Annotated in this window: 23 protein-coding genes; 10 read left to right on the forward strand and 13 right to left on the reverse strand. The window is 39.3% G+C overall.

Going from position 1 to position 25,595, the window contains the following annotated elements; all coding sequences use genetic code 11:
* Window positions 1–70: 70 nt before the first annotated feature.
* On the reverse strand, window positions 71–655 hold the full coding sequence (locus I6F50_RS11585; RefSeq protein WP_197176270.1) for a YqaA family protein: 585 nt from the start codon (window positions 653–655) through the stop codon (window positions 71–73).
* A 195-nt stretch (window positions 656–850) separates the two neighbouring features.
* Between I6F50_RS11585 and I6F50_RS11590 the strand changes: the two genes are divergently transcribed.
* Entirely contained in the window at window positions 851–2,086 is a 1,236-nt protein-coding gene (locus I6F50_RS11590) for a TMEM143 family protein (protein ID WP_197176271.1), read from the forward strand.
* An 86-nt stretch (window positions 2,087–2,172) separates the two neighbouring features.
* Here I6F50_RS11590 and I6F50_RS11595 read toward each other — a convergent pair whose 3' ends face one another.
* The 5 genes from I6F50_RS11595 to I6F50_RS11615 all read right to left on the reverse strand — a co-directional run bounded on the left by I6F50_RS11595 (window position 2,173) and on the right by I6F50_RS11615 (window position 9,194).
* Window positions 2,173–5,319: an efflux RND transporter permease subunit gene (locus I6F50_RS11595; protein ID WP_197176272.1), complete on the reverse strand. Its 3,147-nt coding sequence runs from the start codon at window positions 5,317–5,319 to the stop codon at window positions 2,173–2,175.
* Window positions 5,320–5,327: 8 nt separating this feature from the next.
* On the reverse strand, window positions 5,328–6,575 hold the full coding sequence (locus I6F50_RS11600) for an efflux RND transporter periplasmic adaptor subunit (RefSeq protein ID WP_197176273.1): 1,248 nt from the start codon (window positions 6,573–6,575) through the stop codon (window positions 5,328–5,330).
* The gene (locus I6F50_RS11605) at window positions 6,572–7,825 is read right to left on the reverse strand and encodes a TolC family protein (RefSeq protein ID WP_165740916.1); all 1,254 of its coding nucleotides are present in this window, start codon (window positions 7,823–7,825) and stop codon (window positions 6,572–6,574) included. The genes I6F50_RS11600 and I6F50_RS11605 overlap by 4 nt, the downstream gene beginning before the upstream one ends.
* A gap of 149 nt (window positions 7,826–7,974) precedes the next feature.
* Window positions 7,975–8,295, reverse strand: a complete 321-nt coding sequence (locus I6F50_RS11610; RefSeq protein WP_008135125.1) for a hypothetical protein — start codon at window positions 8,293–8,295, stop codon at window positions 7,975–7,977.
* Window positions 8,296–8,375: 80 nt separating this feature from the next.
* Entirely contained in the window at window positions 8,376–9,194 is an 819-nt protein-coding gene (locus I6F50_RS11615) for an AraC family transcriptional regulator (RefSeq protein WP_165740917.1), read from the reverse strand.
* Between the two features lie 112 nt (window positions 9,195–9,306).
* On the opposite strand from I6F50_RS11615, the gene I6F50_RS11620 reads away from it, so the two are divergent.
* Complete coding sequence (locus I6F50_RS11620) at window positions 9,307–12,393, forward strand: beta-galactosidase (RefSeq protein WP_197159730.1); 3,087 nt, start codon at window positions 9,307–9,309, stop codon at window positions 12,391–12,393.
* Window positions 12,394–12,454: 61 nt separating this feature from the next.
* Here the strand turns inward: I6F50_RS11620 and I6F50_RS11625 are convergent, their stop codons facing one another.
* Both I6F50_RS11625 and I6F50_RS11630 read right to left on the reverse strand, forming a co-directional pair.
* Window positions 12,455–12,901: a DoxX family protein gene (locus tag I6F50_RS11625; RefSeq protein ID WP_165742341.1), complete on the reverse strand. Its 447-nt coding sequence runs from the start codon at window positions 12,899–12,901 to the stop codon at window positions 12,455–12,457.
* A gap of 216 nt (window positions 12,902–13,117) precedes the next feature.
* The gene (locus I6F50_RS11630; RefSeq protein WP_165741855.1) at window positions 13,118–14,263 is read right to left on the reverse strand and encodes an iron-containing alcohol dehydrogenase; all 1,146 of its coding nucleotides are present in this window, start codon (window positions 14,261–14,263) and stop codon (window positions 13,118–13,120) included.
* Window positions 14,264–14,447: 184 nt separating this feature from the next.
* Between I6F50_RS11630 and I6F50_RS11635 the strand changes: the two genes are divergently transcribed.
* On the forward strand, window positions 14,448–15,332 hold the full coding sequence (locus I6F50_RS11635) for an AraC family transcriptional regulator (RefSeq protein WP_024589735.1): 885 nt from the start codon (window positions 14,448–14,450) through the stop codon (window positions 15,330–15,332).
* Between the two features lie 41 nt (window positions 15,333–15,373).
* Here the strand turns inward: I6F50_RS11635 and I6F50_RS11640 are convergent, their stop codons facing one another.
* The gene (locus I6F50_RS11640) at window positions 15,374–16,174 is read right to left on the reverse strand and encodes a hypothetical protein (RefSeq protein WP_231613011.1); all 801 of its coding nucleotides are present in this window, start codon (window positions 16,172–16,174) and stop codon (window positions 15,374–15,376) included.
* Window positions 16,175–16,367: 193 nt separating this feature from the next.
* Window positions 16,368–16,787, reverse strand: coding sequence for a VOC family protein (locus tag I6F50_RS11645; RefSeq protein WP_007587216.1), 420 nt, complete (start codon window positions 16,785–16,787; stop codon window positions 16,368–16,370).
* 273 nt (window positions 16,788–17,060) lie between these two features.
* Here I6F50_RS11645 and I6F50_RS11650 point away from each other — a divergent pair, with 273 nt between their 5' ends.
* The 4 genes from I6F50_RS11650 (at window position 17,061) to I6F50_RS11665 (ending at window position 20,322) form a co-directional block, all read left to right on the forward strand.
* Complete coding sequence (locus I6F50_RS11650; RefSeq protein ID WP_024594103.1) at window positions 17,061–17,366, forward strand: hypothetical protein; 306 nt, start codon at window positions 17,061–17,063, stop codon at window positions 17,364–17,366.
* Entirely contained in the window at window positions 17,363–17,752 is a 390-nt protein-coding gene (locus I6F50_RS11655) for a hypothetical protein (protein ID WP_007587227.1), read from the forward strand. The genes I6F50_RS11650 and I6F50_RS11655 overlap by 4 nt, the downstream gene beginning before the upstream one ends.
* Before the next feature lie 169 nt (window positions 17,753–17,921).
* A complete protein-coding gene (locus tag I6F50_RS11660) occupies window positions 17,922–18,404 on the forward strand; it encodes a DUF3015 domain-containing protein (RefSeq protein ID WP_024589733.1) in 483 nt (160 codons plus the stop codon).
* Between the two features lie 79 nt (window positions 18,405–18,483).
* Window positions 18,484–20,322 carry a DUF4105 domain-containing protein gene (locus I6F50_RS11665; RefSeq protein ID WP_165741397.1) on the forward strand — a complete coding sequence of 613 codons (1,839 nt, stop codon included), beginning with the start codon at window positions 18,484–18,486 and terminating at the stop codon, window positions 20,320–20,322.
* Window positions 20,323–20,340: 18 nt separating this feature from the next.
* On the opposite strand, the gene I6F50_RS11670 is transcribed toward I6F50_RS11665, so the two are convergent.
* Entirely contained in the window at window positions 20,341–21,162 is an 822-nt protein-coding gene (locus I6F50_RS11670; RefSeq protein ID WP_165727284.1) for a sterol desaturase family protein, read from the reverse strand.
* Window positions 21,159–21,605 (reverse strand): SRPBCC family protein, encoded by a 447-nt coding sequence (locus I6F50_RS11675; protein WP_165741396.1) that lies wholly within the window; start codon window positions 21,603–21,605, stop codon window positions 21,159–21,161. The genes I6F50_RS11670 and I6F50_RS11675 overlap by 4 nt, the downstream gene beginning before the upstream one ends.
* 97 nt (window positions 21,606–21,702) lie before the next feature.
* Between I6F50_RS11675 and I6F50_RS11680 the strand changes: the two genes are divergently transcribed.
* The 3 genes from I6F50_RS11680 to I6F50_RS11690 all read left to right on the forward strand — a co-directional run bounded on the left by I6F50_RS11680 (window position 21,703) and on the right by I6F50_RS11690 (window position 25,040).
* Window positions 21,703–22,716, forward strand: coding sequence for an AraC family transcriptional regulator (locus I6F50_RS11680; RefSeq protein ID WP_165741395.1), 1,014 nt, complete (start codon window positions 21,703–21,705; stop codon window positions 22,714–22,716).
* Between the two features lie 92 nt (window positions 22,717–22,808).
* On the forward strand, window positions 22,809–23,582 hold the full coding sequence (locus I6F50_RS11685) for an ABC transporter substrate-binding protein (RefSeq protein WP_165741394.1): 774 nt from the start codon (window positions 22,809–22,811) through the stop codon (window positions 23,580–23,582).
* A gap of 360 nt (window positions 23,583–23,942) precedes the next feature.
* On the forward strand, window positions 23,943–25,040 hold the full coding sequence (locus I6F50_RS11690; protein WP_165742133.1) for a polysaccharide lyase family 7 protein: 1,098 nt from the start codon (window positions 23,943–23,945) through the stop codon (window positions 25,038–25,040).
* On the opposite strand, the gene I6F50_RS11695 is transcribed toward I6F50_RS11690, so the two are convergent.
* On the reverse strand, window positions 25,041–25,442 hold the full coding sequence (locus I6F50_RS11695) for an NUDIX hydrolase (RefSeq protein ID WP_165727319.1): 402 nt from the start codon (window positions 25,440–25,442) through the stop codon (window positions 25,041–25,043). It lies immediately after the preceding gene.
* Between the last annotated feature and the right edge of the window lie 153 nt (window positions 25,443–25,595).

Genomic DNA, 25,595 nt, shown 5'->3' on the forward strand with positions numbered 1-25,595 from the left:
TTTAAAAACTATAGCACAATAATAAAAACCCTCGCGAAGATAAAACCCACGATAACACTCAAAGTTACGCTTAAATCAAGACACTAAGTCCCCATAATCCCAACACTAAAATAGTGATGCCAATTATAGCTTTAGTTTTATGTTTACTAATGATTCGCTCAGCTTCATTACCTGCATAATAAACAATAATAGCTAAGCCAAAGTAACGAATAGAACGCGCAATACCTGAGGCTAATAAAAACAGCCAAATAGAGTATTTCGTTGCACCCGCTGCAAGCATCGCTATTTGAAACGGAATAGGCACAATGCCAAGCGTTATAACAAACCAAAAACCTTGATCTTGCATTTGCTGTTTAACGTTTTCAAATTGCTCTGGGCTCGAAAACGTATTAATGATCCAATCACCAACCGCATCAAATAAATAGTAACCCAATGCATAGCCAAAAAGTGCACCTACAATACAACCTAAAGTCGCCATTAACGCGATAAGCCATAGCTTCTCTCTACGTGCTTGCATTAGCGGCACCAGCACTGCCTCAAGCGGAATGGGCACTATAGTTGATTCTAAAAACGACGCTACGGTAATACCGCTAAGCATATGCTTAGAGTCGATAAAGTTACGTGTTTTTTCTTTTAGCTTTTTTTGAATGGCCATAGTAAATCCTTTTCACTTATCAGTAAGAACAAGAGTATTCAATGAGCTAATAATTACATATTTAGGTTAATACACGCTGAAAACACAGTACTAAATTTATCACGCCCTACTGCATTAACAAATTAGTAATATCCATAAGAATATTTTATTATGTGCCCATGCAGTTAGATTCCCTATCACAGTAGTTATTAATTTATGCAAAGTGCGCGTTTTATTCCCTTTAGAAAGCAAGATATTGTTGATATGTGTAGCGAAGAGCTTAAAAGCAGTACACAAAAAACATCGTTTAAACAATTTTGCGATTTACTAGCAAGCCTTATTCATTACGATTATCACTCAACACTTGAGTCACTTAAAAACAACTACGCCCCTTTTGATCCCAACAGTGACACGCGATCGTTAGCGCCAGTATCGGCGGATCAAAAAGCGCAGTGCCAACATGAGTTTGCTAAAGATTTTGCTAAGGTGCTTAATGCCGCTAATTTTGAAGTGATCACCAATGAAGACTTACAAGATGCATTAAACGAAGAGTCACTATTTAAGGTGCGCCTTGAAGTTGAATTTGACGACTTTGAAGAAGTGGTTTTTTATCGCCGTGGCGAGTCGCAACTCACTGAAACCATTACCAGCTTTTGGGGCCTTCGTAAAAAACCGCTGCACTTTACTAATTACGACCGTGTTGCCGTGTTTATTCGCTTTAAAGACAGCGCTTATTTTAAAGCTAAAAATAAAACGCCAATGGTATTTGAGCCAAGCTCAACCATAGTAAAGCTGTTTCAAAATGTGCCAAAGGCCGATCTCGAAATGCTATTTCCTAATAGCGAAGTACGCATGCGCCCTATTGATAAAGCAATTATTGGCTCATCGGCTTTAGTTGGCGGTGCAGTGGTACTTATAACTAAACTTGGCGCATCAATCGTATTATTGCTTGCTCTGTTTGCTTTTTGGGGTGGTTTTAGAAGTGAAGCTGTAGAAATGACCCAACAACATTTTATTACCTTTGCTATTGGCATGGGAGTATTTGGCAGCTTTATTTTTAAAGAATGGAGTAAGTTTAAAAACCGTAAAATTAAATTTATGAAAGCGCTTAGCGATAACCTCTACTTTAAAAACCTTGATAATAACGCGGGTGTTTTTCACACGCTTATAGACGCCGCCGAAGAAGAAGACATAAAAGAAGCCTTACTTGCTTATACTTTTTTATTAAAATCAGAAAGCGGCTTAACCGCCCAAACGCTTGATGAACAAATAGAGCATTGGTTTAAAAGCAAATACCAGTGCAGTCTTGATTTTGAAATTAGCGACGCACTTGAAAAGCTGGTACGTATGCGTTTGGTAACGTGCACTAGTGATGTGTATAGCGCAATCAATTTAGAACACGCAAAAACGATATTAGATGAGCGTTGGGATAATCTTTTTCAATATAATTAATGTAGTATTTTTGCTAAATAATACCCAAATAAAAAAGCAGCTGTAAGTACAGCTGCTTTTTTTATTACATTATCAGTAGCTAGTATTTAAGCTAATTCAGCTTCTGCTTTTTTAGTAAATTTAGAATGTACTAACTTATAAAGCGCAGGCAATATTAACAGTGTCAGTAAAGTTGATGAAATAATCCCGCCAACCACTACTGTCGCGAGAGGTTTTTGCATTTCAGAACCCGTTCCCGAATTAAGCGCCATAGGTATAAAGCCTAAACTTGCCACCAGCGCCGTCATCAGTACTGGGCGCAAGCGCTGTAATGCACCGCTGTGAATTGCATCAAACAAACTTAAACCATCGCTTCGTAACTGCTTTATAAACGACAGCATAACTACGCCGTTTAATACCGCGACACCACTTAGGGCAATAAAGCCGACACCCGCTGATATTGAAAGCGGCATATCGCGCAGCAATAACGCAAGCACACCACCCGTTAATGCCAGTGGCACACCACTAAATATAATCAATGAATCACGAAGCGATCCAAAGGCGCTATACAGTAAGCCAAATATAAGCAGTAAAGTGACCGGCACAACCAACGACAATCGCTTACTTGCTGATTGTAGCTGCTCAAACGTGCCGCCGTATTCAAGCCAATAGCCACTTGGTAAGTTAAGTGATTCATTCATGCTTGCTTGCGCATCACTTACAAAGCTTGCTAAATCGCGCCCTTCCACATTGGCAGTTACCACTACGTTACGTTTACCGCTTTCGCGGTTTATTTGATTAGGCCCTTTTTCAATGCTAATTGTTGCCACTTCGCCAAGCGGTACAAACGCAAGTTCTGGGTTACTATCTTTAGGTAAAGCAACTGGCAAACGAGCAAGTGCTGATACATCGCTAGACCAACGTTTATCAAGGCGTACTAATAACGAAAAACGTTTATCGCCTTCGTAAATTAGTCCGGTTTGCACACCACCAACAGCGGCGGCAAGTGTCTGTTGAATATCGTTTACGCTTAAACCCAATAACGCCATATGGTCGCGCATTGGTGTTACCGAAAGTGTTGGCAATCCTTCCATTTGCTCCAAACGTACATCGGTAGCACCTGCAATATTACGCATTAGCCCTGTGGCTTTTTCGCCAAACTCTTTAAGTACGCTTAAGTCGTCACCATAAATACGCAGTGCCACATCGGCGCGCACGCCAGCAATTAACTCATTAAAGCGCATTTCTATTGGTTGTGTAAATTCGTAATTATTACCAGGGACATCGTTAACACGGGTACGAATTTGCTGAACCAATTCTGCTTTAGTAAGTGCTGGATTAGGCCACTCATCTTGCGGTTTGAGTATTAAAAAAGTATCGGCAACATTGGGCGGCATAGGATCGCTTGCTACATCGGCAGTACCAATTTTTGAAAATACGTTAGCAACCTCAGGCTGATCTAATATGGCTTGCTCAAGCTCTTTTTGCATTTGCACAGATTGCTCAATACCGGTGCCAGTAATGCGCAGCGCGTGCATAGCAATATCCCCCTCATCAAGTTTCGGTAAAAATTCTGCGCCCATGTTTTTAACTTTAAAACCAAGCACTAATACTAATGCAGTGGCAATACCCACCATCAGCCACGGTAATTTAAGCGATATACCAAGTAATGGCTTATACACTTTTTTAACGCCGCGCATGACTGCGTTTTCGGTTTCATCAACCTTACCGCGAACAAACACTGCAATAGCAGCGGGTACAAAGGTAACGCCAAATATAAGCGCGCCAATTAACGCCGCAACTACAGTAAATGCCATTGGCTGAAACATTTTGCCTTCAACGCCACTTAGTGCAAATAAAGGTAAGTAAACCAGCATAATAATAACAATGCCAAATACAGCCGGTGTAAATACTTCTTTGGTGGCTTCGGTCACTACATTTAAACGCTCGTTTAAGGTAAGTAGCCTGCCATGTTTATGCTGAGCTACACCGAGTTGGCGCAGGCAGTTTTCAACAACAATTACAGCGCCATCAACAATTAAACCAAAGTCGATTGCGCCTAGGCTCATTAGGTTACCCGATACGCGATTACCCACCATTCCTGTAACGGCAAACAACATACTCAACGGAATAACCATTGCCGTAATAAGCGCGCCCGTTACATTACCCAGCAGTAATAGCAAAATTACTATCACTAAAACGGCACCTTCAAATAAGTTGGTTTGCACGGTTGCTATGGTTTTATCAACAAGAGTTGTGCGGTCGTAAACCGCTTCAACAATAACGCCAGCGGGTAAGCTTTTTTGCACATCAACTAACTTATCAGCCATGGCTTTTGCCACTACGCGGCTGTTTTCGCCAATTAGCATCATGGCGGTGCCGAGCACGGTTTCTTCGCCGTTATAAGTGGCCGCGCCGGTTCTAAGCTCTTTGCCTAAAAGCACGTTAGCCACATCTTTAATGCGTACAGGCGCATCGTCGCGCTTAGCTATAACGGTATTGGCTATGTCTTCTAGTGTTTTAAGCTGCCCAGGCGAGCGTACTAAATATTGCCCGTCAAAGCGCTCAATATAGCCTGCGCCTCGGTTACTGTTATTAACCTCAAGTGCACTAATTACATCGCTAATAGTAAGCTTATAGGCAATGAGTTTTTCGGGCACTGGCGCTACTTGGTATTGGCGCTCAAAACCACCTTGGCTGTTTATTTCGGTAACGCCTTTTACTTTTAAAAGCTGCGGGCGAATAACCCAATCTTGTAAAGTACGTAAGTCTTCGGCGTTGTAGGCGGTGCCATCTTCTTTTAACGCATTAGGCGTGGCGTGCACACTATAAGTAAATATTTCGCCTAAACCACTGGCAATAGGACCCAAGTTTGGCTCTACGTTATTAGGTAAGTCGGAGCGAATACTTTGAATGCGCTCACCAATTTGCTGACGCGCCCAATAAATATCGGTGCCTTCATTAAAAATAACCGTTACTTGCGAAAGCCCATAACGCGAAAGCGAACGGGTATAATCAAGCTTAGGTATGCCCGCCATGGCGGTTTCTACCAAATAGGTAATGCGTTGCTCTACCTCTAATGGCGTAAAACCCTGCGCTTTGGTATTAATTTGCACTTGTACGTTAGTTATATCGGGTACTGCGTCTACTGCTAAATTTTGAATGTTGTATACACCAAATCCAGCAAATAAAAATGTAAGCGCAAGCACCAGCATGCGGCGTTTAACCGCAAAAGAAACTATCCAATTAATCATGGTGCCTCCTAGTGAGCGTGGCTTGCGCCGCTTTTTAAAATATCGGCTTTAATGACATAACTATTGTCTGTTACGTATTCGCTACCTGCGTTTAAGCCTGTAAGTACTTCTACCCACTCGCTATTTTTTGCACCTAAGGTAACGGGACGCACTTCAAATACATTGTTTTTACGAACAAACACACTGAATTGACCGTTAAACTCTTGAATTGCTTGTGGCTTTACACGCACGCTGGCATTTATTTTAGCCACACTTACATCGCTATTTATATGCATGCCTGGGCGCCAATGCCCGTCTGGGTTATTAAGCTCTATACGGGCGCGCGCTATGTGCCCGCCAGTCATCATTGGAGCTATAAAAAACACTTTTCCTTGCGTATTTAAATGATGATGTAGGTCGTACACTTTAGCGCTTTGACCAATGGCGAGTTTTTCAATGTTTTCAGGAAAAGCCGATAACTCAACCCATACTTTATCAAGGTTAACTACCTGCATAAGTGCGCTGGTGCTTGCAAGCTCGCCACGCTTTAAGTATTGCTCGGTTACAACGCCGCTAATTGGGCTTTTAATGGGGTAATTTTGCAGTGTTTCGCGGTTGGTTACATTGGCAAGTACTTCGCCTTTTTTAACGTTTTGACCAATGCTTACAAAAATATCACTGATCAATCCGGCATACGGCGCCATTACTTCTACCGTGCCGTGTTGTGTTGGAGCAATAACACCAAAAAGCGTATCGGTAATATCTACTTCACCACTTTGCGCTATCTCGGTTTTAATGCCTGCGCGCTCAATAGCTCGCTCTGTTAACGTGGTTTGCCCTTCGTGTTGATCGAACTCATAGCTAATGCTCTCACTGTTGTAATTAGCAGTAACGGTAAGTGCAAACGAATGCGGTTCGTTAATTGATTGCGTGCTCACAAGATAGTCGCCCTCAGCTGTAAACTGTATATTTTGCGGGGCTTCAACTAAGCGCTTTAAACTCATTGTTATGTTTAAGTCGTTTATATTAATCGGCTGATTTTGCTTATAGCCGTATACGCGCAGCTCAACATTACCTGCAAATTCTTGCAATTTAAGCTCAAGGGTTAATTTAGGATCAGTTAATAAAAAGCCGCCGTGTGGACCTTGCTTTTGCTCGTGTTGCTCTGTTTCTTTATGACCTGACTCGCCATGCTCAGCAGAGGCAAATACACCTGTGCTTACAAAGCTGCTGGCAAACGAAAGTGATACTAGTAATGCGATTATATTTTTATTCATGATTGATGAGTCTCAATTAAAGATTGGCCTGTTAAACGCTCAAGAGTAAGTAGCACTTGGTACAGCTCTGCGTGAGTTGTAATAAGTGTGCGTTTAGAATCAAAAAGTGCTTGTTGAGCATCAAGCAATTGCAACACCGAAATTTGTCCGCGTTGATAACTTTTTAAGCTTTGCTCAATCAATGTTTGTGCCTGAGGAATAATTTGATCAGATAATAGCTTTGCCTGATTAGCTCGACCTTGATAATAAGCGTACAAAGTACGTACTTGCTGGCGTAGCTGGATGCGCAATTGCCCTTGCTGCTCATTTAAAAGCATGAGCTGACTATTTGCAGCTGCAATATTGCCGCTATTAGAATTGCTTAATTGCAGTGGCATAGAAAACGAAAACACTAACGAGCTGGAGTCATTTTGCTGGTTATAGCGCACGCCTCCCCCTACGTTAATATCGGTTTGTCCGTTTGCTTTTTGTAGTGTTAAGTTGGCTGTTTGCTGTAAATATTGCTGCTGTAATAATGCAAATTCAGGAGCTTGGTTAACCGCATCTAAAAGTGCTTGTGCTGATTTAAGCGCAGTAATTACATTAATATTGCCAGCAAAAGTATCGTAGGGTTGCTCCTCACTCCACAGCTCGTTAAGCGATAAACTTGCTCGCTCAAATTCACTATTAAGCATGGCTTTATCAAGCTCTACTTGGCTAAGTGCATAACGCATGCGCGTTACATCAGCTTGCGACGCAGCACCCGCATTGGCTCTTTGTTCAATCGCTTTAAGCGCCTGGGTAACTACCTGTTTACGTTCACTATTTAAACTTAATAATGTTTGAAATTTAAGCCCTTGATAGTATCGCTCAGCAGTGGTTGCCAATAACGCTAAACGGGTATTTTGATACTGTATTGCTTGGGCTTTAATATTGGCGGTTGCGTAATTAATACGGCTTTGGCGCTTATCGCCCAGCTCTATTAATTGGCTTAAAGCCAGCGTGTACTGCGCCCCCGAAAACGCATGGGAGCCATGGGTTCCTAAAAAGTTTTCAGCTTCAAAACTCAGCTCAGGATTAGGCGAAAGTGCAGCTTGAGATTTAAGCGCACTCAATATTTTTTGATGATAAGGGTAGCGTTTTAATACCAGATTTTGTTGTTCGGTATTACTCAGTGCCTGCTTAAGGGTTAATGTTTTAACATTCGCCAAAGTACTAAAAGCAGGTAGCGCGCACATTAGCGCCACCAGCATAATTGGTTTTTTATTCATATAGCGTGTCCGTTTTTTAACAAACAGAGTTAACTTAATCACTACGCCTATTTTAAAAACAAGCGCGATCAAGCAACCTAAATATGTAAATAACTAGCCTAATAGCGCACAAGCGCAGGCAGTTTTTACAAAGTATTTAAAATTAAAAGCTAGCTATAAAAATTTGGTGGCGGTACATCTGGCGGGTAATTTAACCCGTTATAGCACGCAGGCGAAGTTGCTTTACTTTGCTCTGGGCTTATTGAATGGCTAGAGGTGCTGTTGTAGCCACAATGGCAATGTTGGTGGGCATGAATCTCGGTAGTTGATGTTTTATCGCTTTGGTTATCATCGGCTGTGGAGTCGCCTTGCGATAACGAACTGGTTACGTGATCAACGTCTTCTTGCAAATGATACGCAGCACCATCACAGCTAATAAAGCTGTGTACAAGCACTAATAATATCACTATTAAAAAACGGTTTGAGCGCATTACCTACCTAAAACTCTAAAATGCAATTTAAGAAATCGCACAATACCTTAAATTTATTCAAATGTAGAGAGCCGCTAACGTTATTTTCTAAATTCGCTTGGCGACACACCTACCGACTTCTTAAAACGTTTGGAAAAATTAAAAATATTAGAGTACCCCACATAACTTGCCACATGCGAAATTGGCCAAGCCGTGTTTAACAATAAGTTTTTAGCCCGTTCAATGCGTAAATAAATAAGTTGTTGTATTGGACTTTTACCAAATTGCGCTTGGCATAAACGATGCAAATGCGGCGATGAGTAATGCACATGTTCGCACATTACCTCTATTGTCCAATCAAACTGCAAGCGCTTATCTACCTCTTCAAACAGACTAATTAAACGATTATGCGCCGCACCCTGTGAATTATTTTGCAGCGTAGCATTTAAGTAATGACTTAAAATAGGCGTTACGCTTTCGCGTAAATTAGCATTGGGCTCGCTGTATAAAAGCTCCATAGCAAGGTGTAACGGTTCAAGTTTTTGCTCGGTTAATACCAATGCTTGCGCTAAGTTTAAATGCTGCCAACGTTTAGTATTTGCAAGGTTTAACCAAATAACATCCCAATGTTCAGCATCAATTTTCACTTCAAAGCTTTGCTTTGCTGGTAGCACAATAAGTGTATTGGCATTAAGTGTGTACTGCTCATTTTGTGTTGTTAAATTACCCTGCCCTGCAAGCGTATAAAAAAGTGTATGTTCTAGCGGTGCTGAGCGTGCTACGCAATAACGACCCGATAGGTTTGAGCAACCCGCAAGTGCTATTTCAAGGTTTGGCATTTGCGCGAGCGTTTGTGAATCAATAAAGCGTTCTATACAACGCGGACCAATATCAAGTATGTCTTTAATGTTATAGCGCATAATTAAAATGATAGTTTTGGACAAATAAAGGAGAGCTTTAAGCATAACCCCTGCGATTATTTTTAGCTATATTTAGCGCATTATAATTGCCCGCTTATGCAATAGGATAAACATGACCTCTTTACAGCACATAATTAATCGCCGAGATTGGGAAAACCCAATTTCAGTACAAGTTAATCAAGTAAAAGCGCACAGCCCACTCAATGGATTTAAAAGCGTTGACCATGCCCGTACTAACACGCAATCGCAAAAACAAAGTTTAAACGGTCAGTGGGACTTTAAATTATTTGATAAACCCGAAGCGGTTGATGAATCGTTGCTAAGTGAAACACTAAACAGCAACTGGCAAAGTATTACAGTGCCTTCTAACTGGCAATTACACGGCTTTGATAAACCTATTTACTGTAATGTTAAGTACCCATTTGCAGTTAACCCGCCTTTTGTACCAAGCGATAACCCTACAGGCTGTTACCGCACTGAATTTAATATAAACGAAAGTCAGCTAACTCAGCGTAATCATATTATTTTTGAAGGCGTTAACTCGGCGTTTCACCTGTGGTGTAACGGACAATGGGTGGGTTATTCACAAGATAGCCGCTTACCGAGCGAGTTTGATTTAAGCGAACTGTTAGTTGCAGGCACTAACCTTATTGCCGTTATGGTTATTCGTTGGAGCGATGGCAGTTATTTAGAAGATCAGGACATGTGGTGGCTAAGCGGTATTTTTCGCGATGTTAACTTACTTACAAAACCACAAAATCAAATACGTGATGTGTTTATAACCCCCAATTTAGACGCTTGCTATCGCGATGCAACGCTACATATAAAAACGGCGATTAATGCGCCAAATAACTATCAAATAGCAGTGCAAGTTTTTGATGGCGAACAGGCGCTATGTGAGCCGCAAATTCAAAGTACTAACAATAAACGTGTTGATGAAAAAGGTGGTTGGAGCGATGTTGTATTTCAAACAATTGATATACAAAGCCCTAAAAAATGGACCGCCGAAACCCCATACTTATACCGCTGCGTTGTGAGTCTGCTTGATGAGCAAGGCAATACCATCGACGTTGAAGCTTATAACATTGGCTTTAGAAAAGTAGAAATGCTTAACGGGCAGCTTTGCTTAAACGGCAAACCGCTACTCATTCGCGGTGTTAACCGCCACGAACACCACCCAGAAAACGGCCATACAGTTACTACCGCCGATATGATTGAAGATATTAAGCTGATGAAGCAAAATAACTTTAATGCCGTGCGTACTGCTCACTACCCTAACCACCCTCGTTTTTACGAACTGTGTGACGAGCTAGGTTTATACGTAGTTGATGAAGCAAATATAGAAACCCATGGCATGTTTCCTATGGGGCGTTTAGCTAGCGATCCGCAGTGGGCTGGTGCATTTATGTCGCGTTATACGCAAATGGTTGAGCGCGATAAAAACCACGCCTCAATTATTATTTGGTCATTGGGCAACGAATGCGGACACGGCGCAAATCATGATGCTATGTACGGCTGGTCAAAAAGCTTTGACCCTTCTCGCCCAGTGCAATACGAAGGCGGCGGCGCAAATACAACGGCTACCGACATTATTTGCCCAATGTACGCCCGTGTAGATACCGATATTAAAGACGATGCGGTACCTAAATACTCTATTAAAAAGTGGCTAAGCCTACCAGGTGAAACTCGCCCGCTTATTTTATGTGAATACGCCCACGCTATGGGTAACAGCCTAGGTAGCTTTGACGATTACTGGCAAGCATTTAGAGAATACCCACGCCTACAAGGCGGCTTTATTTGGGATTGGGTAGACCAAGGTTTATCTAAAACAGACGAAAACGGCAAGCATTATTGGGCTTACGGCGGCGACTTTGGTGATGAACTAAATGACCGTCAATTTTGTATAAATGGCTTATTGTTCCCAGACCGCACGCCGCACCCTAGCCTGTTTGAAGCTAAATACAGCCAGCAACATTTACAATTTACACTGCGTGAGCAAAATCAAAACCAATACACCATTGATGTATTTAGCGATTACGTATTTAGACATACCGATAACGAAAAGCTTATTTGGCAGTTAATGCAAAATGGCATCTGTGTTGAGCAAGGCGAGCATGTACTTAATATTGCTCCGCAAAGTACGCACACGTTAACTATTAAAACTAAAACAGCGTTTGAGCAAGGTGCGCAATATTACCTTAATTTAGATGTAGCATTAGTTAACGACTCACACTTTGCAAACGCTAATCACGTTATGGATTCAGAGCAGTTTAAGCTTATAAATAGTAACAATTTAAGCAGTAAGTTATTTGTATCATCATCTGAGCAAAACGCTATAAGTGTTAGCGAAACCGACTCTCAACTAAGTATTGAAAACGATAAATTTAAACTTGTTTTTAGCAAGCAATCAGGGCTTATAGAGCAGTGGTTACAAAACGATACTCAGGTTATTAATAGCCCATTGGTTGATAACTTTTATCGCGCCCCACTTGATAACGACATTGGTGTAAGCGAAGTAGACAACCTAGATCCTAATGCATGGGAAGCTCGTTGGTTGCGTGCAGGTATAGGGCAATGGCAGCGCACATGTAGCTCAATTCACGCAGTGCAATCAAGCGTTGATATACGTATTACTTGTGTATTTAATTACGAGTTTAATGGCGTGCTACAGGCTCAAACACAGTGGTTATATACCCTCAATAATACTGGTAATATTAGCTTAAATGTTGAAGTGCACTTAAACGATACTCTGCCACCAATGCCGCGTATAGGGCTAAGTACAACGCTTAACAAGCAAAGCGATACAAAAATAAACTGGCTAGGTTTAGGGCCTTTTGAAAACTACCCAGATCGCAAAGCCGCAGCACGTTTAGGTTATTACAGCTTGAGCTTAAATGAGCTACATACACCGTATATATTCCCAACTGATAATGGCCTGCGTAGCGATTGCCAATTGCTGAGTATTAATAACTTAACCGTGACTGGCGCGTTTTTGTTTGCAGCCAGCGAGTATTCGCAAAGTACGCTAACGCAAGCAAAACACACTAACGAACTAATTGCTGATGATTGCGTACATGTACACATTGATCATCAACATATGGGTGTAGGTGGCGATGATTCATGGAGCCCAAGTACTCATAAAGAGTATTTACTTGAGCAAAAGCAGTACAGTTATTCTTTAACTTTTTCAGCTAAATAATTTAGTAGTTAACCTACAAAAATAGCGGCCAAATTGGCCGCTATTCTTCAATTAATAAACTCTATTTATTAGCTAGTTTTTTAGCTAATACGTTATCAAGCGAAAAGCTTCCCGCTCCTTGAATTGCTAAAACTATAGTTACTACAAGTAACGTTAATGCGTATTCATAGCCATTATTTGCCATAAATAAGCCATTACTAATATGTACGCTAAAAATAGCAATCAGCATAGTAAAGCCGGCAACTACAGCAGCTGGGCGAGTTAACAAACCAATTGCTAATGCAATGCCACCAAAAAACTCAGCGCTACCTGCCATCATTGCTAACCAATAGCCAGGCTCTAAACCAATACTTGCCATCCATTGACCTGTACCTTCAAGCCCGTAACCGCCAAACCAAGCAAATAGTTTTTGTGCACCATGCGCCGCTAAAATAAGGCCAACTGGTACTCGTAAAATTAATGCTGCTACGCCTGCTTTTGAGCTAAGTAATGTGTTTAGTAATTTCATGAGTTTAGTCCTGTTTTAATTTATTTAATCGTTAGATTTTTTCTAACCGTTGAGCACAGTTTACTATCATCATTCAAAAACATTAATACAGACTTTATTGGTTAATTAGCAACGCAGTATTTATAATCAACCATAAAAAAACCGCCAACCTAAAGGTTGGCGGTTTTTATTAACGCTAAAACTTAGTATATTTAAGTAAGCGCTTAGCTTTGAAAATTAAGCAACTGCTTGCTCTAAAATTTCGCGGCTTTCTTTAAGCGTAATAGCTTGGTTTTCACCAAGTGCTAGCATGCCGTGTGCTTCAAGTTTGCCAATAATATTGTCAATAGCAGCGGCTTTATCATCGCCATGTTCAGTAAGCTGGGTCGCTACGTCAAGGCTGTGGTAAAACGCTTCAATTGCTAAAATTGTTTTCTCAGCTAAGTCGTCAGATTGCTCAAGACCAAATACGTTTTTACCCATTTGCTCTAGTTTTGCTTTTTTAACTGCAAATTGGTTGCGCAGTAAAGAAGGCTGAACAATAGCAAGTGAGCGTGCATGGTCAACACCGTAAGCGGCTGTAAGCTCGTGGCCAATCATGTGCGTAGCCCAATCTTGCGATACACCAGAACCAATTAAACCATTAAGTGCTTGGTTTGCTGCCCACATAAGGTTTGCGCGCCATGCATCGTCTTGGTTTTCAAAGTTATCGCCTAATGTTTTAAGCGTTCTTAAAAGCGCCTCTGCGTAACCTTCTTGAACCAATGCTGTTTCAGGGAATGTTAGGTACTGCTCACACGTATGAACCCATGCATCTACTAAACCATTTACAAGTTGGCGCTGTGGTAATGTTTTCATTACATCAGGGTCCATAATCGCAAACTTAGGTTGTACCGCAGGAGACATAAACGGAAGTTTTTGTTTAGTCGCAGCTTTGCTCACAACAGAACCTTGGTTAGACTCAGAACCTGTAGCTGGAAGCGTAAGTACTGCCCCAATGGGTAATGCGCTAGTTACTTTATGCTTACCAGTAGGAATATCCCAACCTTCGCCATCGTAAACGGCAGATGCTGCAATGTATTTAACGCCGTCGATTACTGAACCGCCGCCTACACCTAGTACAAAGTCTATATCTTGTTCTTTACAAATTTTTACTGCTTGATCTAACACTTCAATTGTTGGGTTAGCGCCAACGCCCGAAAACTCAACCCAGTCAAAGCCTTCAAGTGCTGCTGCAACTTGGTCGTACACGCCGTTCTTTTTAATTGAACCGCCGCCGTACACTACAAGTACTTTTTGATCCTTTGCGATCAAATCAGTTAGTGAGGCAATTTGTTCTTGGCCGAACTGGATAAGTGTTGGGTTTACGTAGCTAAATTTCATTATTTTGCTCCTAGGTGACGGTTAAATACTAAATATAATGCTTAGTTACTAACTAAGCTAAACTTCAATGAGTGCATATTAGTGGCAAAACAAACATAAAAAAAGCCCAATAACTCGCAAAAGCTTGCCTAAAACTGTCAAGATTGATATTTTACGCAAAATTCGTACGATAGTAGAAGTTTTAATGTCCTCAATAGCCAACATGATGCAAAAATTTGCAGAGCACAATAATTTACTTAACTTTGAAGGCAACATGGAAACCATTATTCCAGGTGTGTACTTTCATCGTGCAAGTAAAAGCTCGCCGCGCCAACCACTTATATATAACTCAGGTATTATTATTGTTGGGCAAGGACATAAGATAATTCATTTTCCTGATCATCAAATAAAATATGGTGAAGGCGACTACCTTGTTTTAGGTGTACCTGTGCCACTTGAATGCGAAGCTTTTACCGATAACAACCTGCCTGTTATGGGGATTGTTATAGATATAAACCCGGTAATGTTACATAAATTAGTAAACCAAATTGGTACACATAAGCCATTCACCACTGGGCAAATGAGTGGGGTTCAATCGGCTAAAATAGATGGCGCAATGGAGCAAGTAACCCACCGTTTACTTAGCGTGCTTAATAACCCTATTGAGGCTGATGTTTTTGGCGAAGATATAGTAAAAGAATTGGTATATCGTGTACTTTGTGGTCCACAAGGACATACTTTAATAGGGCTTGCTATGCATGATGGGCATTATGCGCGTATCGCCCGTACGCTCTCAACTATGCACAGTAGTTATGCCAATCAAATTACAGTTGAGGGGTTGGCTGAAGATGTAAACATGAGCGTATCGTCGTTCCATCGTGCTTTTAGGCAAGTAACATTTGAGTCACCTTTGCAGTATTTAAAAAAAGTACGCTTAGCTAAGGCTAAAGAGCTTATAACCAGTAGTGGAAGCAAAGCCAACGAAGCCGCATTAAAGGTTGGCTATACCAGTCCATCGCAATTTAGCCGCGAATTTAAACGCCACTTTAATAAAACCCCCAGTGAAATGTTAATTCAACTACATAACTAGGTAATGGTTTTAGAGATGTAAATTAACCGAGAGAGTCAATCTTAAGCACTGCTTTTTTTGGTGTTTAGCAAAGCTTGCTTAGTAAATTGGCGATTAATAAGTTGGCTAAAAATAATAGTAAATAACGTTGAGAAAATGGCAGCTGTTGCGTTCACCTGCCAAATCATAAAGTTATGTTTTAACATAAACGCAATCACCGCAAAAAATACACACCCACCTAATGAACCAATAATACCGCCATTAAGAATTTTAAACGTTGAGGCTTGTTTGTCACTAAAATGGGCAACACTGCCCATTACCGCTAAAATAACCGGAAAGGTAGATATTAACCCGCTCCATGCAGACCCTATATGCTGCGATATAAACGTAACAAGCACGATAAAGCTCGTCACTAATATCATTTTTACCGGAAGCTCCCAGCGGGCATTTAATGGTTTTGCATCAACTGATATATTTAGCTTTGTAGAGATAATAGTTAAACCGAGTAAAATACAAAGCGAAACCACACTCGCCACAATAATATTCACTGGTAAAAATAAAGTAATAACGCTAAATACGCACCAAATACTCAACGCTGTAAAAAGCGATTTAAGCATTCCAAATCTTCGTGATACAACCAAGTAACTAAAACAAAATAAGCCTATACCGCTCATACCATAAAGAGAGGCCACCGCTGAGTTAGCTGCAAATAATTTACCTTGCTCTAATGCTATAAAATAAGAAATAGGCCCAGAGGTAATAGGCAAGCCAGGAATTATGCCGCTAACAAAACTACCAAAGCGTTTTTGGGCGAATGTTATTAGTAAAATAAGCAAAGGTGCAATTATGAGTTTAAGCAGCATAAATAACAATAAAGTATGAGAATTGAAATTAAGTCTACGTGTCTATACCTACATTGTAGAGTGAATAAAAATCATGTATGTAGCGTAATTTTTTTTACCTGTAAATATTAACTAATTTATCAAAACACTGATTAATAGTTATAAAAAAACCACTTATTAAAGTGGTTTTTTAGCTTAACTTAAACAACAGCATTTATACTTTTTTAAATAAAACCTCTGGATTTACCATGGTTTTCATTTCAAGCACATTGCCATTTGGATCTTCAATAAAAAACGTTTCTTGCTCAAACTCATCACCAATAAATCGGCGATATGGTTTATCTAAGTATTCAATACCCGCATCTTCAATACGTATTTTTAACCCGTTAAATTCATCTTCAGATAGGTGAATCCCAAAGTGAGGTACTGCCACAGCTCCCATATCTACATCATGGCGAACTGTTGGTAAGCGCTCAACACTCTGGTGCAAGGTAAGTTCATTACCCCAAAAATCTATATCTACCCAGCGACCTTCTTCACTGTTACCCGTTTTACAGCCTAGTACGTCACAATAAAACGCTTTAGCCACTTTTAAATCGCCAGCCGGAATAGCCAGATGTAAACAGTTAGACATAAATAACCCTTGGTTAACACTTTAATACATTAAATTATCGCCATTATACATAACTTGTGATTTATAGAACATTAACAGCGGCACTATTAAGCATATTTAATACCTAAAATCCGTTTAAAAAACACGTTTTTAAAGTTTGTAATTACTTATAACATTTATTTGTTAGAGAGTATTAGAAAGCGCAAAAGGATTAGTTTAAAATGCGCCGCTATGATTAAATTCTTATTTTTAAAATTCATCACTTTCTTTTTAGGCTTTGTAGCTTGCTTTGCTATGCACACTACTTTTGCATTACCTTTAGTGATTTCTGCTGCGCTAACGGGGCTTATTGGCTCGTTTATTCCTTTTCCTGCACTTTATAAAAACCATCCGTATGCTGCAATTTATGCTGGTAGCTTTGCAGGTATGTGTTCAACTCATTTAATTACCAGTTACTGGGAAATTGCTATTATTTCGCTTATTGGCTCAAGTTTGTATGTGCTTACTATGAATATGTTTACAGGTTTTGGTGGCAAGCTTGGCAGCGTAGCTTTTGCAAGCGTGGCACTTTTTGTATTAGCCAAAGGAATTGTATTATGAGTATTGAATATCCATTACTTGTACTGCTTGGGGCTTTTTTAACATTTTATTTAGCTAAGCATAGTCGCTTTGACGGGGTTAGAGCGTCGTCTTCACTTTCTATTATTGCTTATTTAATTTTTAGCGCTTTAAATTTGAACCCCGATTTATACGCAATTGTATTTTTTGGCGGCACATTTATAGGTATGAGCGCCCCACATCGATTTGGTATTTATACTGTAGCAAGCTCATCTATTTTATTTTCAATCTTATTTGAATTTCTTGTACCAAAACTTGACGGCTATGGCGGTGCATTAGGTATTAGTGCATTTTTATCTGTATGTATTTGCCATACTTGTATTTTATTAGGTGCCCCAAGAAGTAAAAAACCGCCACCAGTTCAATAAAAAGTGGAAACTAGGCTGATTTTTATCCTGACATTAACTTTAATATATTTAAAAATTAGAGTGTAAAATATTCATGTTTTAGCCTGTTCCTTTTTTCTGCAAGTCTGTTAGAATCTTCCGCGAACTTTATTTACCCTAAATAAAGACAATCATATATGGATTTATGAAAATGAAAAAACTAATCGCAGTAGCAGCTCTATCTTTACTTCCTTTCTCAAACGCAATGGCTGACCAAGATATTGGTTGTGGTCTTGGTTCTATGTTATTTGCTGGTCAGCAAGGTAAAGGCGTTAAAATTTTAGGCGCTACAACAAATGGTACATCTGGTAACCAAACTTTTGGTATCACTTTTGGTACTCTTGGTTGTGATGGTACTGGTACAGTAACTTCTTCAGAAAAAATCGCTTTATTCATTGACGGTAACATGGAGCAACTTGCTCGTGATATGTCAAAAGGTGAAGGCGAAACTTTAGCTACTCTAGCTGAAGCTTGGGGTGTTGCAGATCAAGATAAAGCAGCGTTCAATAAGCTTGCTCAAGCACAGTTCTCTTCAGTATTTACTTCTGAAAACGTGACTTCACAAACAGTTTTAGAAAACCTAAACACTGTTCTTGCAAGTAACGCACAACTTGCTTCTTATACTCTTTCTTAATCAGCTAAATTAGCCGGTTTTATACGTATAAATAAAGCCGCTGGAGTATTTCTCTAGCGGCTTTTGTAATTTAGTGATTATGAAAAAAATATTATTTGGTTTACTGCTCGCTCTTTTTAGTACTTACTCAAACGCTCAAAGTATTGAAACAAATACATTAGCAACACACCCTTACTGGCTTAAATTAGGTCACTACCGCTTGGCCACATTAGGTGATTGGAAAAGTGAAGTAGACAGTGCTGAGTTTTTTTTATCTCCTACAGGTAAAACAAGCCCATATGACGAACTTAAAGCCACTATAGCTGCATTTAGTGGTAAAAATACTGACCCAAAAACAACACAATATCGTTGTCAGTTTCCTGCACGTTATAAATGGCTAAAAACAAAAATTAAAAATAACTGGCCCGAACTTAATTGCCCAGAACTACAGGCGTGGCAAAAAATAATAAACCCTAAAGGGGTTACGTTAGTTTTTCCAACTGCATTTATGAATAGCCCATCATCAATGTTTGGCCACACTTTACTTCGTATTGATGCAAAAGATCAGACTCGCCATAAAGAGTTGCTCGCATTTGCCGTTAATTTTGCAGCAGAGCCAGACGGCTCAGATAACGCAGCTATGTATGCACTAAAAGGCTTGATTGGCAGCTACCCAGGTAAGTTTTCGCTTATGCCGTACTATAAAAAAGTACGCGAATATAATGACTTAGAATCTCGTGATATTTGGGAATACAAACTTAATTTATCAGAGCTACAGGTAGAGCTTATTTTATTGCACTTGTGGGAGCTACAATTAGCTACATTCGATTACTTTTTTATTGATGAAAACTGCTCTTACCAATTACTTGCATTATTACAACTTGCACAAGAGGACCTTGATTTAACATCGTCATTTAATATGCAAGCTATTCCATCAGATACCGTTGCAGTACTAAGAAATAACAACTTATTACAAACACCTAATTACCGCCCTGCTTTTGGAACTAAACTTTACCATTACTCTACTCAAATGACTGACGAACAACTTGATGATGCAAGAGAGTTAATGCAAGGTGGCTCCCTCAATACTCGTAATTACTCACAGTCGCAATTAGTCGCTATATTAGAAATGGCGTATGAATGGTTAAATTTTGAATTTTACGATAAAGCATTAAATCGTAAAGAAATTGCCCCGCGACTAACTAAGCTACTCCTAATGCGCAGCAAATATAATGTAGCTTCGCCATTTACTAAGCCAAACCGCCCTATTGCTTCCCCAGAGCAAGGTCATGGTTCTTCTAAAGTATCGCTAGGTAGGGTACAAAATAATAACCAAGCAAACCTTACAAATTTTGGTTATAGGCTTGCGTATCATGACTTACTAGATAGGCCTGAAGGTTTTATAGCGGGTGCACAAATTAGTTTTTTTGATTTGGAAGCCGCTATTACTGACGAAGGAAATGCAGATATCGAACATTTTTACTTATTAGATGCTATGTCGCTTGCACCCGATAACCGCGTATTTGATAGCTGGTCGTGGAACTTTAAAATGGGCTTTGACCGACAACCAAGTGACAATAAACGTTTAGGCCGCTTTTTTACAAAAGGAGGTTATGGTAAATCTTATGGCGATCCTAATAATCTGCACGGCTATATTCTTGGTCAATTTGAGCTAAATACAGGCGATATAACCGACCGACTTAGTACTGGAATAGGCAGCGAAGCCGGTGTAATTTGGCAAATAAACAATAAGCATAAACTCGCTTTGACTGGCAATATATTATGGCTAACTGATAACGCAGCAAGTAAGCACAGCGAAATAGCTATAACATGGAATTACGCTGTTTCTCGCAATGTATCGCTGCGCAGCAAAGTACAGCATGCTCAATGGCATAGCCATAATTCATCAATGAGTTTAGCTATGCAGTTTTACTTTTAACTTTTAACTTTTTCAATATTATTTATATTTAATGCTACTTGTAGGGTAGCCAAATAGTACTCTACATTTAGCTTTTATTCCCGATGCCTTATAAACACTTTTCAATAAGTGCTCCCACTGATGAAACGTAATAACGACTGGGTTATTGCTATTAAGCTGCCCTATAATGCCGTATTTACAAGGCTTTGATTTATCTTCTTCTACAAAGGTGCCAAATAACTTATCCCAAATAATAAGTACACCTGCAAAGTTTTTATCAAGGTAACCTGCATTTATTGCGTGATGAACTCGGTGATGCGAAGGCGTATTAAATACTTTTTCAAACCAGCCTAACTTACCCACTATTTGAGTATGTACAAAAAATTGATACGCCAAATTTAATGCAACCACGCTAAATACTGTTAGCGGTTCAAATCCAATTAAAATCATAGGTAGCCAAAACACCCACATACCGGCTACGGGGTACATTAAGCTTTGCCTAAATGCGGTGGTGAAATTCATTTTAGTTGAGCTATGGTGCACCACATGTGCAGCCCACAACCAATGAATATGATGCGATGCTTTATGAAACCAATAATACAAAAAATCTTGCAGTAAAAATGCAAATGCAATACTTAATACACTCACTTCAATATCAAACAATCTATAGTCATACAACCAATTAAATAAAGGCATTAACAGCAGTAACGCAATAGCATCTGCGCCTTGGTGTAATAGCGCTAACACTGTATTTGCTAGGCTATCTTTTATGTCGTAATAGCGCTTAAACTTAATAAACTCAGAGCAAACAAATATCAAAAATAATGGGCTCAGAGCGAGTAAAATAATTTCTGAGTTCATGCTTTACCCGCCAAAAAATAATTATTTAAATTGTTTAACGCTTGGGTTATATCTTTTGTAATAACATATTTAAGTAATGCATTTGGCATCCACCATGGAGCTGAGCAGCTTATGCAATAGTTAAGTTCGGTAACTAAAGTATTGATGTCTTTATTTGCAGTGAGGTATATATCGCCTCGATGATTAGCTACTGGTTTATCGCCTACTATTTGGTAACTGATCTGATTTTGATCGGCACTGATTATTTGCTCTGAAAACGTTATTTTACCTATTTTCACTTGCCTAACAGATCCTTTTCCGCCTTCTATTTGCCCTTCGTCTTGTGCTTGTAGCAGCGTAAATTTGGCATTAAAAAATCGATGCAACTGTTGATGATCCAACAGTGTGCTTATTATTTGTTTTGGCTGTGCATTAAGCGTTTGTTTTATTGTTATAAGTATCATTTTTACAGCAAGAGGTTATTAGGCATTCAACTAGCATATAAAAATTTAACGTGGCAAACTTGCTAATACACGACTATTTTTTAGCTTTAGATGACAAATGCACACATTGGCTGATCATTACTTTTCAAGTATTCTTGATTACTTACAAGCGCAAGGCATTAGTACTAAAACGGCTTTGCACGCTATTAACTTTGACGAATTTAGTAATCAACGTACCCATCAATTAGCGCCGCGTATTAGTTTAAATAGTTACAATGCTTTATTAGTTTATGGCAAGAAAACACTTAACGATCCTCTTTTTGGTTTTACCCTAGGTCAGCAAATTCGCACTGCTGACTACGGCGTTTTAGGTTACTTGATTGAATCAAGCGATAACTTAAGCAGTGCCATTAAAGCATTGTTAAGCTACGACAGCTTGGTGGCTGATATTGGTAAAGCCAAGTTTGAACTAAATACTGATACAGCAACTATTCGTTGGATTGCTCACCAAAGTTGTAATGAGCATGTTGTTTTACGAAACATGACCGCGTGGGTAAGTGTGATTCGCCAGTTAATAAATTTAACGCTTTCGCCAAGTAGTATTAGTTTCACTTATAATTGGTTGCCATCGCAAAGGCGCGCCCTTGAATCATGGTTTAAATGCCCTGTAAAAAGCAGTGCTGAATATAATCAAATTAGCTTTCCGAGCCATTATTTAACGCTGCCCTTTAAAACCGATAATGCCATTATTAATTCTACTTTCAAGCAATTGTCAGAGCAGCAACTCTCTAACTTTAAAAGCCAGCAGTGTATTGACGATAAAGTTAATCAGTTACTTACAGCTAAAACTACCTTGCAAAACTGCAACCTAATAGGCATAGCTGATGCGCTTAATTTAACACCCCGAACGCTACAACGACGCTTAAAACAACAAGACTTAACCTTTGCTCAGCTACTTGAAAAAGAACGTAAAAAACGTGCAGATACATTAATAGCCAGCATGCCACTTGCTGATTTATCTAATATTTTAGGATTTAAAGATCAAAGCTCTTTTAATCGAGCTTTTTTACGCTGGCATAAATGCTCGCCATTACAATTTATAAAATACAAAACAGCAAGAACAGCCAAGTAAGTGCAAATTATTTACGTTATATAAACATAATATATATATGTTTTAGTTAATACTCTCTACACTAGGTGTATTATTGCTCTAAAAGATTTTTTATGTTTTTGCGTGTTTTATTAAGTGCTTTTGTATTTATTTTATATAGCCCCCTGTGTAACGCCGATTCGGTTACTTTTATAGCTGAAGACCTTCCTCCTTATCACTTTAAAAATCAGCAAGGTGAAGTAAGCGGCGCTTTAGTCGACATTGCCAAAGCAGTTGTGAAGCAAACAAACTTAACCGCTAATTTTGAAATAATGCCTATGGCCCGCGTTTTTAAGGAGCATCAAACAAATACCAACGCCATAATGTTGTCTTTGTTAAAAACCCCAGAGCGGATTAATAAATATACGTGGTTAGGCGAAGTGTATTTTGCAGATGCTTATTTAATTAGCTTAAAAAGCCATGTAGATGAAGTTGTTCACTTAAATTTTGCTAAAGAGTATAAAGTAGCAACCATTCGTGGCTACCTGAGCGAAGCCTACTTAAAGCAAAAAGGCTTTACCGAAAATAACAATTTAATACTGGTCAGTTACTATAATCAACTTTGGCAAATGCTTTATAAAAACCGGATCGACTTTGTAGTAACTAATACACTTACACTTAATAACGAGCTAAAAAGCCTAGGACTCGATCCTAGCCTAATAACAAAACGAATTCATTTAAGCGATCTTCCCTCTTCACTTAATTTTGCAGCAAGTAATCAACTTAATCCTAAAACAGCTAAAGCACTCTCTGACGCATTAAGTAACATTAAAGAAAATGGTGAATACCATGCCATTTTAAACAAGTGGCAACTTTTATTACCAAACACGACTAACATGCAGCACTAACCATAGTTAAAGCCCGACATTAGTTATTGGCAGTGGTTATTTAGTTATTTGCTAAACGCTGCAAAGCAAACTACAAAGTTAAAAATCTCCTCTCCCCCCAAAAAATAGACTGCGCCTTAGCGCCAAAATCTACGTTATACATCACTAAATGAATAGCCAAGCACATAAAAAACACATACCGCAAACACTTCCATAAAAGCCGTTAAAAAACACCCAAACCAAATTGGTATAACAAAAAAATCATTTAAAAAATATTTAATTTTACTAATTGGTAAGTTTTAATTGTTAAATTGGTATGCTAGATTGAGATTAAGCGATGCCTGTACCGCACAATTTTTACTTCATCACACAGAGACAATAATGATAAAAAATACATCCACATTTAAACTTACGGCTTTAGCCGTTATCACCCCTTTACTTTTTACCGCTTGTTCAAGTACCCAAAGCACTAATCAGCAAAGCGATGCGCCAGTACCTGCAACAAAGTTTGATTTATCTCACTGGAAAATAAATGTACCAGTTGATTTAAACAACGACGGTAAAATTGATGAAATAGATGTAGAAGAAATTCAGACTTACGCACACCCTGATTTTTTCTACCTTGATGAAAAAGGCTACATGGTATTTACCTCCCCTAATAAAGCGCTTACAAGTGCTAACTCTACTAATACCCGTAGTGAACTTAGACAGATGATCCGTGGATCAAATACTAAAATTAAAACTAAACATTCTAAAAACAATTTTGCTTTAGCTGTTCACCCGCTATCTGACCGATTTGGCTCTGTTGGTGGAAAAATGGAAGCAACATTAAAAGTAGATCACGTTGCGCTACGTGCGACTGATCCTGATAAAAAAGCAGCTTACTCGGTTGTTGTAGGACAAATTCACGCGGGTAAAGATCAGGCACTTATTGATACCAAGCTTGGTTATGGCTGGGGCAATGAGCCACTTAAAATATATTACAAAAAATGGCCAGGACACAAAACAGGCTCAGTTTTTTGGAACTACGAACGTAACTTAGCTAAAACGAATCCTGACCGTACAGACATTACTTACCCTGTTTGGGGTAATACATGGGAAAACCCTAACGAGCCAGGCAACGCCGGTATTTCACTAGGTGAAGAATTTAGCTACACGGTAAATGTGTATAAAAATGTTATGCACCTTACATTTAGCGCACAAGGCAAAGAAGACGTTAACTACTCTATTAACTTAGGTAATAACGTAGATGCTTATGGCAAAGTGGACGAAAAAGATCATCCACATGGCTACGCAGCAGATTGGCATTACTTTAAAGCCGGCGCTTATAACCAATGTAGTACTAAAAGCGCGAAAGGTATTTGGTACCCAGGTTGTTTAGGTACTGGCGATTGGTCTACAGATAAACAAAATGGCGATTACGCTCAAGTAAGCTTTAGTAAACTAGAGTTAAGTCCAGCGACACCGCCAACAAAATAACTAGGCTAGTACAGCCTCAGATAAGTAATTTTTTAGTGATGTAAACAGTGGCGTTGGTAGATTATTAATATCGCACCAGCGCCACTTTAAACATTTATTAGGCTCTTTAAGTTCAGGCTCTCCGCCTTCAAAGTCAGCTTTTACATACAACGTAATATAGTGTTTGCTCTCTGCTGTAAAAATATCATTGGTAAAATCAAGCTTAGTAATTTTACTTACCTTTAAACCTGTTTCTTCAAACACTTCTCGTATTGCACATTGCTCAACACTTTCACCAAACTCTAAATGCCCACCAGGTGTTGCCCATGTATTAGCACCATGCGCGCCAATACGCTCACCTAGTAAAATTGTGTTTTGATGCTTTATGATAACCGCAACCCCTACTCTTACTACGTTACTCATATCGTGTTTTCTCTTGTTTTTACTGCCCGCCATGCTGAACCACACACTTTGTATTGTCAATTTTGTATTTTTAAAACCAGTGCATTGATTAACTTTTAGCCGACCAAGGTCGAATAGCTTGCTTGCTAAAAAAAGCCTACATTTTGTAAGGTC

This window comes from Pseudoalteromonas sp. NZS127_1 (assembly GCF_015864295.1).
In the GTDB taxonomy this organism is placed as follows: Bacteria; Pseudomonadota; Gammaproteobacteria; order Enterobacterales; family Alteromonadaceae; genus Pseudoalteromonas; species Pseudoalteromonas arctica.